This is a genomic window from Rufibacter radiotolerans (assembly GCF_001078055.1).
In the GTDB taxonomy this organism is placed as follows: domain Bacteria; phylum Bacteroidota; class Bacteroidia; order Cytophagales; family Hymenobacteraceae; genus Nibribacter; species Nibribacter radiotolerans.
Genome location: NZ_CP010777.1, coordinates 1,908,550 through 1,923,417, shown reverse-complemented (window position 1 = coordinate 1,923,417; position 14,868 = coordinate 1,908,550). Strand labels below are relative to the sequence as shown.

13 protein-coding genes are annotated in these 14,868 nt (G+C 52.4%); 12 read left to right on the top strand and 1 reads right to left on the bottom strand.

The window, feature by feature from the left end:
• Positions 1-66 precede the first annotated feature (66 nt).
• The 11 genes from paaE to TH63_RS07990 all read left to right on the top strand — a co-directional run bounded on the left by paaE (position 67) and on the right by TH63_RS07990 (position 10,862).
• Complete coding sequence (gene paaE, locus TH63_RS08040) at positions 67-1,143, top strand: 1,2-phenylacetyl-CoA epoxidase subunit PaaE (protein WP_048920500.1); 1,077 nt, start codon at positions 67-69, stop codon at positions 1,141-1,143.
• 100 nt (positions 1,144-1,243) lie between these two features.
• Positions 1,244-2,203: a 1,2-phenylacetyl-CoA epoxidase subunit PaaA gene (gene paaA / locus TH63_RS08035; RefSeq protein WP_048920499.1), complete on the top strand. Its 960-nt coding sequence runs from the start codon at positions 1,244-1,246 to the stop codon at positions 2,201-2,203.
• Positions 2,204-2,250: 47 nt separating this feature from the next.
• Positions 2,251-2,538 carry a 1,2-phenylacetyl-CoA epoxidase subunit PaaB gene (gene paaB / locus TH63_RS08030; RefSeq protein ID WP_048920498.1) on the top strand — a complete coding sequence of 96 codons (288 nt, stop codon included), beginning with the start codon at positions 2,251-2,253 and terminating at the stop codon, positions 2,536-2,538.
• Between the two features lie 5 nt (positions 2,539-2,543).
• Positions 2,544-3,347 (top strand): 1,2-phenylacetyl-CoA epoxidase subunit PaaC, encoded by an 804-nt coding sequence (gene paaC / locus TH63_RS08025; RefSeq protein WP_048922671.1) that lies wholly within the window; start codon positions 2,544-2,546, stop codon positions 3,345-3,347.
• 89 nt (positions 3,348-3,436) lie between these two features.
• Positions 3,437-3,943 (top strand): 1,2-phenylacetyl-CoA epoxidase subunit PaaD, encoded by a 507-nt coding sequence (paaD, locus tag TH63_RS08020; RefSeq protein ID WP_197088656.1) that lies wholly within the window; start codon positions 3,437-3,439, stop codon positions 3,941-3,943.
• 4 nt (positions 3,944-3,947) lie between these two features.
• Positions 3,948-4,733 carry an enoyl-CoA hydratase-related protein gene (locus TH63_RS08015; RefSeq protein WP_048920497.1) on the top strand — a complete coding sequence of 262 codons (786 nt, stop codon included), beginning with the start codon at positions 3,948-3,950 and terminating at the stop codon, positions 4,731-4,733.
• The gene (locus TH63_RS08010; protein ID WP_048920496.1) at positions 4,730-5,887 is read left to right on the top strand and encodes a 3-hydroxyacyl-CoA dehydrogenase NAD-binding domain-containing protein; all 1,158 of its coding nucleotides are present in this window, start codon (positions 4,730-4,732) and stop codon (positions 5,885-5,887) included. Before TH63_RS08015 ends, TH63_RS08010 begins: the two co-directional genes overlap by 4 nt.
• A gap of 76 nt (positions 5,888-5,963) precedes the next feature.
• A complete protein-coding gene (pcaF, locus tag TH63_RS08005) occupies positions 5,964-7,169 on the top strand; it encodes a 3-oxoadipyl-CoA thiolase (RefSeq protein ID WP_048922669.1) in 1,206 nt (401 codons plus the stop codon).
• On the top strand, positions 7,166-7,759 hold the full coding sequence (locus tag TH63_RS08000; protein ID WP_048920495.1) for an acyltransferase: 594 nt from the start codon (positions 7,166-7,168) through the stop codon (positions 7,757-7,759). Before pcaF ends, TH63_RS08000 begins: the two co-directional genes overlap by 4 nt.
• A 116-nt stretch (positions 7,760-7,875) precedes the next feature.
• The gene (paaZ, locus tag TH63_RS07995; protein WP_048920494.1) at positions 7,876-9,927 is read left to right on the top strand and encodes a phenylacetic acid degradation bifunctional protein PaaZ; all 2,052 of its coding nucleotides are present in this window, start codon (positions 7,876-7,878) and stop codon (positions 9,925-9,927) included.
• A gap of 170 nt (positions 9,928-10,097) precedes the next feature.
• Positions 10,098-10,862 (top strand): enoyl-CoA hydratase/isomerase family protein, encoded by a 765-nt coding sequence (locus tag TH63_RS07990; protein WP_048920493.1) that lies wholly within the window; start codon positions 10,098-10,100, stop codon positions 10,860-10,862.
• A gap of 118 nt (positions 10,863-10,980) precedes the next feature.
• On the opposite strand, the gene TH63_RS07985 is transcribed toward TH63_RS07990, so the two are convergent.
• Positions 10,981-13,941 (bottom strand): heparinase II/III family protein, encoded by a 2,961-nt coding sequence (locus TH63_RS07985; protein ID WP_048920492.1) that lies wholly within the window; start codon positions 13,939-13,941, stop codon positions 10,981-10,983.
• A 352-nt stretch (positions 13,942-14,293) separates the two neighbouring features.
• On the opposite strand from TH63_RS07985, the gene TH63_RS07980 reads away from it, so the two are divergent.
• Positions 14,294-14,704 carry an SPW repeat protein gene (locus TH63_RS07980; RefSeq protein WP_048920491.1) on the top strand — a complete coding sequence of 137 codons (411 nt, stop codon included), beginning with the start codon at positions 14,294-14,296 and terminating at the stop codon, positions 14,702-14,704.
• Positions 14,705-14,868: the final 164 nt, after the last annotated feature.

The window sequence follows — 14,868 nt, the reverse complement described above, 5'->3', positions numbered from 1 at the left end:
TAGACAAAACAAAGAAGGACCCAACCGTTGCCTGTTCCTTTTGAAAAGATATGTTGAGGTAAAATTATGAGCAGATTCCATAAAGTAAGGATCAAGAACATTAACCGCGAAACGCATGACAGCGTGACCGTGACCTTAGATGTGCCGGAAGAACTGAAAGATACTTTCCGCTACACCCAGGGCCAGTATCTAACGTTCCGGCGATACCACAACGGCGAGGAGCTGCGGCGTTCCTATTCCATCTGCTCCAGCCCTTTGGAGAATGAATGGAAAGTGGCTATCAAGAAAGTGCCGGAGGGGCGGTTCTCTTCCTTCGCTAATGAGGGGCTGCAGCCCGGCGAGGAATTGGAAGTGATGCCCCCCATGGGAAGTTTCTATACCCAATTGAACCGCGAGCAGCAGAAAAGCTACGTGATGGTAGCAGCCGGCAGCGGCATCACGCCCATCCTTTCCATTATCAAAACCATCTTACTGTCTGAGCCTAAAAGCCAGGTGCTGTTGCTGTACGGGAACCGGGGTCGCAACTCCATCATGTTCAAGGAAGAACTGGAAGGGCTTAAGAACAAGTTTCTTGACCGCTTCAGCCTCTACCATATCTTGAGCCGCGAACACGGCGACACCGACCTTTTGTTTGGCCGCATTGATAAGCAGAAAACCCAGCTGTTCCTGCAGAAAATAATTAAAGCTGAAGAGATAGACGAGTGCTTTATCTGCGGACCCGAGGAAATGATCTTCGGGGCGAAGGAAGCGCTGCAGGAAGCAGGAGTACCCAAAGAGAAGATCCACTTTGAGCTCTTCACCACCGGGGAGGCAGGCCAGAAAGCCACCGAGCGCCGGGAGCGTCCGGCCGGGGCCGAAGACAAGATCAGCAAAGTACAGGTGCGACTGGACGGCAATTACATTAACCTGGAGATGTCTTATTATGGCAACACCATCTTAGACGCCGCCGCTGAAACCGGTGCCGACGTGCCGTATTCCTGCAAAGGCGGTGTCTGCAGCACCTGCCGGGCCAAAGTGCTGGAAGGCGAAGTAGAGATGGACGTGAACTATTCCCTGGAACCCGAGGAAGTGGCCGCCGGCTACATTCTTACCTGCCAGGCCCGTCCGTTGACCGAGCGGGTGGTGGTAGATTTTGACCAGTAAAATCTGTTTTAGGCCTGTTTTTGAGAAAACGGGCTTAAAACAGATTTAATGCCGCTAAGGCTTTTTTAAACGTAAGAGAGAATTCAACTGTTAAGAAGGTATGGAAACGATCATAGATAAATCACTGGAAGAGCTGTTTGAGGAGAAGATCGCGAACGAAATCCGCATTGAACCCAAAGACTGGATGCCGGACCAGTACCGTAAAACCCTGGTGCGCCAGATCTCGCAGCACGCCCACTCAGAGATTGTAGGCATGCTGCCCGAAGGCAACTGGATCACCCGCGCCCCTTCACTTAAGCGCAAAGCCATTCTACTCTCTAAGGTGCAGGACGAGGCGGGCCATGGCTTGTACCTATACAGCGCCGCCGAAACCCTGGGCACGTCCCGTGACCAGATGATCAATGACCTGCATTCGGGCAAAGCCAAATATTCCAGCATTTTCAACTATCCTACCTTATCCTGGGCCGATATTGGAGCCATTGGCTGGTTAGTGGACGGTGCCGCCATAATGAACCAGGTGCCTTTGATCAGGACTTCTTACGGACCATACGCCCGGGCCATGGTGCGGGTGTGCAAGGAAGAAAGCTTCCACCAGCGTCAGGGATTTGAGATCATGATGACCCTGTGCAACGGGGCACCGGCCCAAAAGAAAATGGCCCAGGAAGCCTTTAACCGGTGGTGGTGGCCAACGCTAATGATGTTTGGGCCCAAGGATGAAGAATCACCTAACACCGAGCAGTCTATGCGCTGGAAAATCAAGCGCTTTACCAATGATGAGCTGCGCCAGCGGTTCGTGGACATGATGGTGCCACAGGCTGAGTTTCTAGGGTTGACCGTACCCGACAAAGACCTGAAATGGAATGAAGTTAAAAACGGCTACGATTACGGTGATGTAGATTGGGAAGAGTTCTGGAACGTGGTTAAAGGCAACGGACCCTGCAACAAAGACCGCATAAACACCCGCGTGAAAGCCCACGAAGAAGGTGCCTGGGTACGCGAGGCCGCTATGGCCCACGCCGAGAAACGCGCCCGCCGCGAAGCCGAAAAACAAGTCGCCTAACCCTTTCATTCTCTCCATCTCTCAACCACTCATTCATTCAATAGAACATGCAACAGAAAGAATGGCCCCTCTGGGAAGTTTTCATCAGAAGTAAGCAAGGCCTAGACCATAAACACGTAGGCAGCTTGCACGCCGCCGATGCCGAAATGGCGATCCAGAACGCCCGCGACGTGTATACCCGCCGCATGGAAGGGGTGAGCATTTGGGTGGTGGAATCAAAGAACGTGCACGCGTCCAACCCAGACGAGGCGGCCTCCTTCTTTGACCCTGCCAATGACAAGGTCTACCGTCACCCTACCTTCTATGAAGTGCCTCCCGAAATAAAAAACATGTAATGCCCATGGACTTACAGAATAAACCCACCCAAGGCGTGCAGGAGTATTCCCCAGAGCTTCGGGCGCTGCTGTTGGATTATACGCTTCAGTTAGCCGATACTAGTCTGATCTTAGGGCATCGGCTATCAGAGTGGTGCGGCCACGGACCTATTTTAGAGCAGGACCTGGCCATGGCCAACATTGCCCTGGATTTGATTGGCGAAACCCGAAGCTTGTTTCAATACGCCGCTGAACTGGAAGGCAAGGGCCACACCGAAGATGACCTGGCCTACCTTCGTGATGCCGTAGAGTACAAGAACCCGCTGCTGGTAGAGCAACCCAACGGAGACTTCGCAGATACGGTACTGCGGCAATTCCTTTTTGACGGCTTCCATTTTCAGTTGCTGCAGCAGTTGCAAAATACCTCAGACAAAGGCTTGGCTGGCATTGCAGCCAAATCTTTTAAAGAAGCCAGCTATCACCTAAAATGGAGTTCAGAATGGGTAATTAGATTAGGCGACGGTACCCCCGAAAGCAAAAGCCGCATTCAGAAAGCCATAGACAACCTCTGGATGTACTCGGGAGAGCTTTTCATGATGACGGACACGGAAAAGCAACTGGCGCAGCAGGGCATCCTTCCGGACTACGCTGGCTTAAAGGAACAGTGGGACGCCCACGTGGCCAAAGTGTTCGCGGAGGCTACCCTGGAGGTGCCCCAAAATGTGTTCATGCAGAAAGGCGGCAAAACCGGCCGGCATTCAGAGCACTTGGGCTACATCTTAACCGAATTGCAATACCTGCAACGGTCCTATCCAGGCCTGGAGTGGTAGGGAATTCCGTTTTGAGCCTGTTTTAAGTAAAACAGGCTCAAAACGGAAAAGCATCTTACAATTTTTTCTTGCTACCTGATACCAGCTACTTGATACCAACTAAAGTGACCCCTGAAGAGAAAATATGGAAACTGCTGGAGGAGGTCACGGACCCGGAGATCCCGGTGCTAAGCATTTTGGACCTGGGAGTGCTGCGCAAGGTGCAAGTGCAGGAAGATGGCAAAGTAGTAGTGACCATTACACCCACGTATTCGGGGTGCCCGGCCATGAATACCATTGCCACTGATATTAAAATAAAACTGCTCTCTGAAGGGTACAAAGACGTAAAGGTGGACCTGCAGCTCAGCCCCGCCTGGACTACGGATTGGCTTACCCCTGAAGGAAAGCAAAAGCTGGAGGATTATGGCATTGCGCCGCCGGTAGAACCTAATGGCGACATCCATGCGCTGTTCGGGAGAGACACCGTGGTGCGGTGCCCGCTTTGTAAATCTGAAAACACGAAACTAATCAGCCAATTCAGTTCCACTTCCTGCAAGGCCCATTACCAGTGCCTGGATTGCCTGGAACCGTTTGACTATTTCAAGTGCCTCAAATAAAACTATGACCGAAAGTACCTACATCACTTATTCCCTTGAAAACGGCGTAGCCACCATTACCTTAAACCGGCCCACCGTATATAACAGCTTTAACCGCGAAATGGCACTGGCCTTGCAGCAGCACCTTCGCACCTGCGCCAACAATGACACGGTGCGGGCCGTGGTTCTGACCGGTGAAGGCAAGGCCTTCTGCGCCGGCCAAGACCTGGCTGAGGCCACCGGCCCCGAAAGCCTGGAGATCTCTGAGATTGTGGTGCAGCAGTATAACCCTATTATTTTACTGCTTCGGCAGTTGAACAAGCCCGTGATAGCCGCTGTGAATGGAGTAGCCGCCGGAGCAGGGGCAAACCTGGCCCTTGCCTGTGATATTGTGGTGGCCAAGGAATCGGCTTCGTTTATTCAGGCTTTTAGTAAAATTGGCTTGATCCCAGACAGTGCCGGCACGTTTTTCCTTCCCCGTCTGGTGGGAATGCAGCGGGCCTCGGCATTGATGATGACCGGTGACAAGGTGACTGCCCGCGAGGCAGTAGAAATGGGCATGATTTACAAGACTTTCCCCGAAGAATCTTTTGCCGCAGAGGTACAGGCCCTGGCGCAGAAAATGGCCCAGATGCCCACCAAAGGCTTAGCCTATACCAAGCAACTCCTCAACAAAACCTTTCAGCATTCCTTAGAAGAGCAACTTAAGCATGAAGCAGCCTACCAGCAACAGGCGGGCCAGACCTTGGACTTCAAGGAAGGGGTAGAGGCCTTTATTCAGAAGCGACAACCTAATTTTACCGGGCAATGATAGTAGGCATTATAGGAAGTGGGGCCATGGGCACGGGCATTGCCCAGGTCCTGGCCACGGCGGGCCACAAGGTGCACCTGCTGGACAAAAACGCCAAGGCGCTGGAACGCGCGGCTCAGAATATCAAAGACACCTTGGGCAAACTTTCTAAAAAAGGGAAGCTCTCTGAGATAGACGCCGCAGAGATACTGGACCGCCTGAACTTCACCGAAGCCTATCAGGATTTCGGGAGCTGTGACTTAGTGTTAGAAGCCGTGGTGGAAGATTTGGAGGTAAAGCAAAACTTGTTCAGAGAGGTGGAAATGATTGTGCCAGAGTACTGTATCCTGGCCTCTAATACCTCTTCGCTCTCCATTGCCTCCATTGCCGCGGCCTGTGAAAAGCCTGAGCGCTTCATCGGTATCCATTTTTTTAACCCGGCCCCGGTCATGCCCCTGGTGGAGATCATTCCGGCGGTACAAACCCGTGAGGGCCTGGCCGAAGAGATGAAACAACAGGTGCAGTCCTGGGGTAAAATGCCGGTGATCGTGAAAGACACGCCCGGCTTTATCGTGAACCGGGTCGCTCGTCCGTTTTACGGTGAGGCCCTCCGGATTCTGGAAGAAGGCATCGCTGAAATGGCCACCATTGACTGGGCCATGACCAACTTAGGCGGCTTTAAGATGGGGCCTTTTACGCTCATGGACTTTATTGGCCATGACGTTAACTACCGCGTCACCGAATCAGTCTTCGCCTCTTTCTTCTATGATCCCCGCTACAAACCGTCCTTTACCCAAAAGCGCCTGTTTGAGGCAGGGTATTACGGCAAAAAATCGGGACGTGGCTTCTATGATTACCGCGAAGGCGCCACTCAGTCAGAACCAACCCAAGACGAAGCCTTGGGAACCCAGGTGCTGCACCGCATACTGGCCATGCTCATCAATGAGGCCATAGACGCCTTGTACCTGAAAGTGGCCTCAAAAGAAGACCTGGAGTTGGCCATGACCAAAGGCGTGAACTACCCCAAAGGCCTTTTGGCCTGGGCCGATGAACTGGGCCTGGAAAAAATACTTGAAACTCTGGACCACCTGTACCAGGAGTACCATGAAGACCGGTACCGGGCCAGTGTACTTCTTCGGCAGATGGTGCGGGAAAAGAGGCAGTTCTTCCAATAGGTATACTTACCCGTTTTTGGCCTGTTTTTTGGAAAATGGCCCTAAAACGCGTAAACCACAAAAGAAACCAACCAACATGAAGCAAGCATATTTAGTGGACGGCATCCGGACGCCCATCGGGAATTTTGGGGGTGCACTGGCCACGGTGAGACCAGACGACCTGGGCGCCCTGGTCATCCAGGAACTCATGAAGCGCAACCCCACGGCAGACCCTACGGCGATTGCCGATGTGATCATAGGCTGCGCCAACCAGGCCGGCGAAGATAACCGCAACGTGGCCCGCATGTCGCTGCTTTTGGCAGGCTTGCCTTTCTCAGTACCTGGAGAGACCGTGAACCGCCTTTGCGCCTCTGGGTTGTCGGCCTCAGTGGCGGCAGCCCGGGCCATTCAGTGCGGGGACGGGGAACTGTTTGTGGCTGGCGGATTAGAGAACATGACCCGGGGACCTTGGGTAATCTCCAAAACCAGCACTCCTTTTGGCCGCGATGCCCAGATGTTCGATTCCAGCTTTGGTTGGCGCTTCATCAATCCAAGAATCAAAGAAGCCTTTGGGGTGGATGGCATGGGCGAGACCGCCGAGAACCTGGCTCGCCGCGAGGGAATTACCCGTGAAGACCAGGACGCCTTTGCACTTTGGTCCCAGCAAAAAGCCACTAAAGCACAGGAAGCGGGAAGATTTGCGGAGGAAATTGTCTCGGTTTCTATTCCGCAGAAGAAAGGGGAGCCTACAATTTTCGCGCAGGACGAGTTTATCAAACCATCCACCACGCTGGAAGTGCTGGCCAAACTGAGACCCGCATTTCATAAAGAAGGCACCGTGACGGCAGGCAATGCCTCCGGGTTGAATGATGGGGCTGCTGCCTTGTTGTTTGCTTCGGAAGACGCCTTAAAAAATTATAACTTAACGCCTAAAGCCCGCTTTGTCTCTATGGGTGCTGCCGGGGTAGAACCCAGGTACATGGGCTTCGGGCCTGTGCCGGCCACTGAGATGGCCCTCCAACGCGCCGGTCTCACCATGAAAGACATAGACCTGATTGAAATCAACGAGGCCTTCGCCTCTCAGGTGCTGGCCTGTCTCAGAGGTCTTAAAGTAGACGATCAGGATTCCCGCGTAAACCCCAATGGCGGTGCTATCGCGTTAGGGCACCCACTGGGCATGAGCGGGGCCAGAATCTTGAACGCCGCGGCTCTTGAGCTACACAGACAAAACAAACGGTATGCGCTTGTGACCATGTGCGTAGGCGTGGGGCAGGGGTATGCCGCCATTATTGAACGGGCATGATCTACGAATTCAATGGCTATATTCCGGTGGTGCATGAAAGCTCTTTCGTGCATCCGCAGGCTGTGGTCACCGGCAATGTGATTATCGGGAAGAACGTGTACGTGGGTCCCGGCGCAGCTATTAGAGGCGACTGGGGCGAGATCATTATTGAAGATAACTGCAATGTCCAGGAAAACTGCACCATCCATATGTTCCCGGGCACCACGGTGCTACTGAAGGAAATGGTGCACATCGGTCACGGGGCCATCATCCATGGTGCCACTATTGGCCGCAACGTAATGGTGGGCATGAATGCCGTGGTCATGGACCGGGTAGAGGTGGGTGATGAAAGCATTGTGGGCGCCCTTTGTTTTCTTAAGGCCGACGAAAAGATTCCGCCCCGCAGTGTGGTGGTGGGAAACCCGTCCAAAATTGTCAAGCAGGTAAGTGACGAGATGGTGGCCTGGAAAACGGATGGCACCCAAATCTACATGCAACTCCCAGCCGACTGCCACACCATGCTCAAACCCTGCGAACCCCTAAGGGAAGTGCCCGAAAACCGCAAGAAACAAGTAGCCAGCTACCAAACCTGGAACGAACGGAAAAGCTAGCAAGAAACAGCGGCTCGGTGTTTTAGGCCTGTTTTTCATAAAACGGCCCCAAAACCCAACCAGCACCTTTTTCATCTTTCCTAACAATTAACAACCAGCAACTAACAATCAAAAATATGACCGCAGTATTGCAGAATTATGCCATGGGCCAATGGACCCCCGGCTCTGGAAAAGAAAGCGAGATTTTAGATGCCGTGACTGGCGATTTGATCTGTGTGGCCTACAGCGGCGGGCTTAATTTCAATGCCATGCTGGAATACGGCCGCGCGAAAGGAAACAAGGCCCTGCGCAAAATGACCTTCCAGGAACGCGGGCGCATGCTAAAGGCCCTAGCATTGCACCTCACCGAGCGGAAGGAACAGTTTTACAAACTCAGCTACCGCACCGGCGCCACCCGTGCTGACAGTTGGGTAGACATTGAAGGCGGTATTGGAAATCTGTTTGCCTACGCCTCTTTGCGTAAGCAGTTCCCAGATAAGCCGTATTTTGTGGAAGATGAGCCGGTTGGTTTGTCTAAGGGCGGCACGTTTATAGGACACCACATTCTGGTACCCAAAGAAGGCGTGGCCGTGCACATCAATGCCTATAATTTCCCGGTATGGGGAATGCTGGAGAAAATCGCAGTGAACCTCTTGGCCGGCATGCCTGCCATTGTGAAACCAGCGCCTATCACCGCCTTCCTCACCGAAGCCGTGGTCCGCGAGATCATTGCCTCCAACATTTTACCAGAAGGCGCCCTGCAACTAGTGACCGGCACCGGCGAAGGCATTCTGGACCACCTCACGTACCAGGATGTGGTCACCTTCACTGGCTCAGCCTATACCGGCCGCTTGCTTAAAGCTCATCCCAGAATCATCCAGGAAGCTATTCCTTTCACCATGGAGGCTGATTCGCTGAACAGTTCGGTGCTGGGTGAAGACGCAGTGCCCGGCACTCCTGAGTTTGATTTGTTCATCAAGGAAATCAGAAAAGAAATCACCGCCAAGGCCGGTCAGAAATGTACCGCCATCCGGCGCGCTATCGTACCGGAAAAACTGGTGGAAGACGTACAGATTGCGCTGGGCAAAGAGCTTTCCAAAACCGCCATCGGGGACCCGCAGGCGGAGGGCGTGCGCATGGGGTCATTGGTGGGCAGGGAGCAACTGAAAAAGCTTCAGGACCAGGTGCGCGACCTGGCCCGCGAAACGCCTATTGTATATGGAGACATAGACAAGGTGAATCTGATTGGGGCCAATCAGGACAAAGGCGCGTTTATCTCTCCCATTGTCATGCTGAACAGCCAGCCTTTCAAATTCACTCATACCCATGAGGTGGAGGCCTTCGGTCCGGTGGCTACCATTATGCCTTACAAAGATCTGGGCGAGGCCATTGAACTGACCAAACTTGGGAAAGGCTCCCTGGTGGCTTCCATTGCCACCGCAGACCCAACCATTGCCCAGGAATTCGCTATAGGAGCGGCAACCCACCACGGGCGTATTCTGGTGCTGGACAACGAATGCGCGAAGGAAAGCACCGGCCACGGTTCCCCCATGCCAATGCTCACCCACGGCGGACCTGGTCGGGCCGGGGGCGGCGAGGAAATGGGAGGGGTACGAGGCGTGAAGCACTTCATGCAGCGCACCGCCATTCAGGGGTCGCCTTCCATGATTACCGCCATAACAGGTGTGTACCAGCAGGGTGCCAAACAGATGGAGAAAGATGTGCACCCTTTCCGGAAGCATTTTGAGGAACTGGAGATCTCTGAGACCTGGGTCACGCACCGCCATACGGTCACCGAGGCAGATATCACCAACTTCGCCAACGTTTCCGGAGACCATTTCTATGCCCACGTAGACGCTACCTCTTTGGAAGGAACCTTGTTCACCGGAAGGGTAGCCCATGGGTACTATATCTTGTCTAAAGCGGCCGGCATGTTCGTGGATCCTAAGAAAGGTCCGGTGTTGCTGAACTATGGTCTGGAGAACTGCCGCTTCACCAAACCGGTGTACCCAGGCATGACCATTGGGGTGAAACTCACCGTGAAGGAAAAAGTAGCCCAGGAAAAACGAAGCGAGGAAGACGTGGCAAAAGGGATTGTGAAATGGCTGGTTGATGTGACTGATGAGATTGGGGAGACTGTAGCCATTGCCACCATCATGACCATGGTCAAAAAACTGGACCAAGCCTAAGCGCCATTAAAATGCCTAAGCTGTTTTGAGCCTGTTTTCAGTAAATCGGCTTCAAAACAGCTTCAGCAAAATTTCCTCTCGTTTCAAAAAGTAAAACTCAGTTTAGGCTTGCCGAATATTGCTAGCCGGGAATCCTGAGCAAAAACATAAAGAACAAAGCATCCTATAAAATGACCGAAACAGGTAAAGTAGACTTCACGCTCCAGGAAGGTGGCATTGGCGTCATCTCATTCTTCCATCCATCGCATAACTCCTTGCCTGGCCTACTTTTAAATAAGCTAGCACACACTATTACTCAAGCTGGCGAAAATGAAAGCGTTAGAGTAATAGTTCTGCGCAGCGAAGGAGAGCGGACCTTTTGCGCGGGTGCCTCTTTTGATGAATTGATCGCTATCCAGAACAAGGAGCAGGGCCTGGAGTTTTTCTCTGGTTTTGCTAAGGTGATCAATGCCTGCCGGACCTCGCCCAAAATCATTATAGGCCGTGTGCAGGGAAAAGCAATTGGCGGCGGGGTAGGTGTAGCGGCAGCCACCGACTATTGCTTCGCTACCCAACAGGCTTCTGTGAAACTAAGTGAGATTGCCGTGGGCATTGGACCATTTGTGGTTGGACCGGCCGTAGAGCGCAAAATTGGATTGGCGGCTTTCTCCGAACTAGCCTTAGACGCCGGGGAATTCCGGTCGGCGGCCTGGGCGAAAGAGAAAGGCTTGTACGCACACCTGTTTGAGACCACAGAGGAAATGGATGCGGCGGTGTTGGCGTTTGCCGCAAAACTGGCCTCTTACAGCCCCGAGGCGCTTTCGGCTTTGAAGCAAATATTCTGGCATGGGACCGAGCATTGGGATACCCTCTTAGTCCAAAGAGCAGGCATTAGCGGAACCCTGGTTTTGTCTGATTTTACACGCAACTTCATTCAGGGCTTCAAAAAGAAATAAGGTTTCCTAGGATAGGAAAGAGAAAATACATCCTGCTGTTTTAGGCTTGTTTTTCATAAAACAGCCCTAAAACAGCAGGATGTATTTTTATTAGCAATTTCTGGTTATCAGGGAACCCTTAATGCTTCACAATCAATTTACGGACAGGGGAGAGCGGGTTGCCTTGCAGGTCTAGCAAATGCAGGAAATACAAGCCCGGGACCAACAGAGCTGTAGACAGTTGCATTTCCCCCTGAAAGGAAACCTGCTGGAGAACCTTTCCATCAGAGCGCGAAAGTCTCATTTGGACCGGGGTGCCGGAAGGGTTGTAATATAGATTGACGACCTCATCGGCGGGAATAGGATAGACGGTGAAGTGAGGAGCAGCAGTTTTGGAGCCAGCCACGGCAATGACCTTGGAGAATTCAAAGTTTCCGTCGTGGTCCCGTTGCTTCAGGCGGTAATACACCGTGGAAGTAGGAGCGGTGGCGTCCTCAAAGCTGTACCTGTTCACTACATTGGAAGTGCCGTTGCCTTTAACAAAGGTCAAAGTCTCAAATCCTGGCATTTCCGCCGTTTTGCGCTGTAGCTCAAAGCCTTTGTTATCTTTTTCAGAGGCGGTTTCCCATGTCAATAACACGTTATTTTGCTGGCGTTTGCCTGTAAACTGCGTGAGTTTTACGGGAAGTGGGGTGGGGGTAAAATTAACTTTGAACGCTGAAGGGCCGCTTAAGGTGATGCTTACTTCCTTAGCTACCGGGTCATAACTGTACTGGTCCAGGTTGGCGCCGGTCACGGTCACTGGCGGTTTATCTAGAGTAATGGTCAGGACCGTGCTTTTGCTGGCATAGCCTTCATATTCCAGGTCATTCAACTTCTGCCAGGCCAGGGTGGCGCGCCTGCTGGAGGCCATGTAGAAAGAACTTCCGTAGGTGAGGGTCTTCCCGGTCTCCATGAATACCTGCGCGAATTCTCCTGCTTTATCCAGGGAAAAGAAAGTAAAAAGCGCATCCGCCGTGACCGTCTGCGGCAAACTGAACAGGCTGACCGCCACCGTATCCGCCTGCGCGAAGGCCAGGTCCTGGTACTCATTTTCTCCCATGGCAAGGGCGGCAGTCTGAGCAGTACTCACGGTTTTAACCCCTAATGCCCTGGTGGTGTAAGGGTGTAGCAGAGACAAAAATTGCACGTTGGGCACGCCGGCTTTCTGAACCTGCAAGGTGGTATGGCTTTCCGTGGTATTATAAGTGAGTTCGTGGACATTGGCGGCTTTGCCGTAAGTGGAGGCCCCGTTGGTGGCGGTCACATGCGCCTTCAAGTTTACCCCGTTTTTCTGCCAGGTACCTGAGTGGAAGGCCAGGCTGTCTGTGAACGTACCGGTAGCCGCAGAGCCGCCTTCCAGCCCATAGCCGTGCAGTTGCCAGGTGTAGGTATGCGCACTGGTTGAACTCACCGCTTCTGCCAGCAGGAAATAAGAATCGCGCACAAAAAGAGTTTTGCGGGTAATGGTGGCGCCCAGGTAGGAAGTCCGTACCTCGCCGTAGCTCAATCGGCCCGTTGAGACTGCATTCTGGACAAACCCTTCCGCGTCATTAGTGGCACCAGAGGTTCCCATGGTGGGACCGGCTCCATCTACCAGAATAAGGTTATGGTGCACTCCTTCGCCCACGCTGCCCCGGCTGCCGTTGCTCAAATACCCTGGGTCTAGGGCCAATAACTGTCCTTTGGCGTGCAGCAGGAAAGAACTGGCATCGCCGTGGTTATGACCGCCTGTAACCTGCTGGGCACGGCCATTTTTGCCATACACGTGCAGGTAACTGGCCAGAGAGTCGTTCCCTGAACGGAAGACAAGGTTCCCGCTGGCGGGAAGTGCCGTGAGCTTTTGGTTTGCCGGTGTAGAATACTGAAGATTGGAGGCCAGAAATGCGGCCCGCATGTCTACGGTAATATCCGAAAGTTGCCTTGGCAGGGAATTCATCTGGCTACTGGCAAAATTGGAAAAGGCCATGGGGTTCAAATATTTGCTTTTCCCGGTGAGGGCTAGCTCTGGCATAGCCATGTCTATAAAAGAATCTTCCAGGGCAGGAGTGCGGCCATCGGGCATCTGTATAGTGGCAATCCAATCATACAGCTTGTCATAGGCCGGGTCATAGAAAGGGTTCCGGATGCTTTTGGTAGTGGTGTTAAAAGTATAAGGCAACCGGCCGTCTGGCAGGAAATTGCCAATGGCCCTGATGAACGGGAGGCAGTTCAGGAAGGCGTATTTGAAGTAATAAGGGCCTTCGGCGTAGCCCGCCACAACCAGGGTATCTGATTGCCGGCTGGCATCGCGCCAAAGCACATTGTCCAGGTGGTAAAGGCCCGTGTTAATCCAATTGGTAGGCTGGAGCCAGGGATCGGTGCCGCCCACATCATTCAAAACCACCGCAGACAGGCCCAGGGCCGAAGTGGTCATGAGCGTGTGGTTGTTCTTGACCTGGTTAAAAAAGGCGTTCCCCAAAAAGGCAGTGGTGGCTTGCTTGTAAAGGTTTCCTGCAAATTCCTGCAGTTTGGTCCGGGCCAAGGACAGGGACTCATTGGTTTGCCCGGCTCCCTTTAACAAGTCATAGGCAATCATGTAATCAATTAGCTCCTTTGAACGCCATTGCCATTCTGTGTAGGAAGCCCCAGAAAAGGATGCGTATACTTCCACGTTAGTATTAATTCCTTCCAGCAACGTTTTGGTTTTGGCCAGCAGGTTAGTTCTTTCAGCTGCCGGAAGGGTGATAACAGTTCCAGCATCCGGTTTGCGGTCAAGCAGCAACACAAAGGCGGCGTTTTTGGCGATGGTGGCCCGGGCCCTTCGTCCATTAGAGGTGGTATTATCAGAAAACTCTGTGGTGTTTGAGCTGCCATATACCCCAGCGTAAAGGGTTAATCTTTCGCCCGAGGAAATGGATTGCTGCACCGCCGGAACCTGCGCCGCTTTTAGTAAGGTGCGCGGAAAACTCAGATCTGCATTGGCTGGCGTCCAATTACCTGTTTGGGCATAACTACGGCCAAGGCTGAAAAAACAAGGGAAAACCAGTAAAACAGAAAGGAAGGGTAAATTTATCTTCATGTAGTAAGGGTAAGGGAAGAAATGGTGGCAGCTTTGGCTGTATAGGCAAGCCAATAAAACCCAAAAAGGTTCCAGATAAAAGACAATTATATTAGAAAAGGTAAATAATTTATTTAAAATAGTAAAATCAGATTATCATTTAAAAAAGGATTGGTCCGGTAGAGAAATACTCACGGCGAAAGAGGTGGAAAAAACAGAGGCTTAGTTTCAGGCAAGTCAGTAAACATTTGCCCTCTTTTCTACCCGCGGTCTTTCCAGACCCAGGAACTATGCTTTTGGAGGTGCGTAAGGTAATAGTTAATCACCATGCATTGAGTGGTTTTTTATTGATTCACCTAAAACGAGATTTGTTATGTGGCAACCTATTCCTAGGCTATATCATGGTATTGCAGACGCTTCCTTTGTGCCAGCCGTAGCGACCGCCCCTGAAACGGTGGGCTTTACTGAAGAACCCATTGCCACCACCCTTTGCCGGGCTATTAGCGCCGGCACAATGATTTCTGGCCTCATCACCAAGGCCGAATGGGGAGCTGTCCCGGTCATGCCCTTTAAAGCGCACGTTGCCCTGGACCTGGCCATTGGCGTATTTTCCCTGGCGGCCCCCTGGGCTTTTGGCTTTGCGCAAAACACCAAGGCCAGAAATACATTTTTAGCCATGGGAGCCGTAGGGTTGGTAGTGGGCCTACTTACCCAGGTAGATGAAATGGACCCTGAGAAAGAACGGATACTTCGGCTCAAGGCGGACGCACTTCCCGCTCTTTAGCCTTCCATTTCTGAAAACCCTTCCTGCGTTTTGGGCCTGTTTTACTGAAAGTAGGCCCAAAACGTAACTCCAGTTATTCCTTCTCTGACAGAGTTTTAAATGCCTGTAAATCTGGAAAGGACGTAGCCAGATAACCACCTAGGAACCTGTTGCGTTAATACCGG

What these genes read in the sequence shown, in the direction of transcription:
- paaE (WP_048920500.1), top strand. Translation starts at nt 67, where the DNA reads ATGAGCAGATTCCATAAAGTAAGGATCAAGAACATTAACCGCGAAACG.
- paaA (WP_048920499.1), top strand. Translation starts at nt 1,244, where the DNA reads ATGGAAACGATCATAGATAAATCACTGGAAGAGCTGTTTGAGGAGAAG.
- paaB (WP_048920498.1), top strand. Translation starts at nt 2,251, where the DNA reads ATGCAACAGAAAGAATGGCCCCTCTGGGAAGTTTTCATCAGAAGTAAG.
- paaC (WP_048922671.1), top strand. Translation starts at nt 2,544, where the DNA reads ATGGACTTACAGAATAAACCCACCCAAGGCGTGCAGGAGTATTCCCCA.
- TH63_RS08015 (WP_048920497.1), top strand. Translation starts at nt 3,948, where the DNA reads ATGACCGAAAGTACCTACATCACTTATTCCCTTGAAAACGGCGTAGCC.
- TH63_RS08010 (WP_048920496.1), top strand. Translation starts at nt 4,730, where the DNA reads ATGATAGTAGGCATTATAGGAAGTGGGGCCATGGGCACGGGCATTGCC.
- pcaF (WP_048922669.1), top strand. Translation starts at nt 5,964, where the DNA reads ATGAAGCAAGCATATTTAGTGGACGGCATCCGGACGCCCATCGGGAAT.
- TH63_RS08000 (WP_048920495.1), top strand. Translation starts at nt 7,166, where the DNA reads ATGATCTACGAATTCAATGGCTATATTCCGGTGGTGCATGAAAGCTCT.
- paaZ (WP_048920494.1), top strand. Translation starts at nt 7,876, where the DNA reads ATGACCGCAGTATTGCAGAATTATGCCATGGGCCAATGGACCCCCGGC.
- TH63_RS07990 (WP_048920493.1), top strand. Translation starts at nt 10,098, where the DNA reads ATGACCGAAACAGGTAAAGTAGACTTCACGCTCCAGGAAGGTGGCATT.
- TH63_RS07985 (WP_048920492.1), bottom strand. Translation starts at nt 13,941, where the DNA reads ATGAAGATAAATTTACCCTTCCTTTCTGTTTTACTGGTTTTCCCTTGT.
- TH63_RS07980 (WP_048920491.1), top strand. Translation starts at nt 14,294, where the DNA reads ATGTGGCAACCTATTCCTAGGCTATATCATGGTATTGCAGACGCTTCC.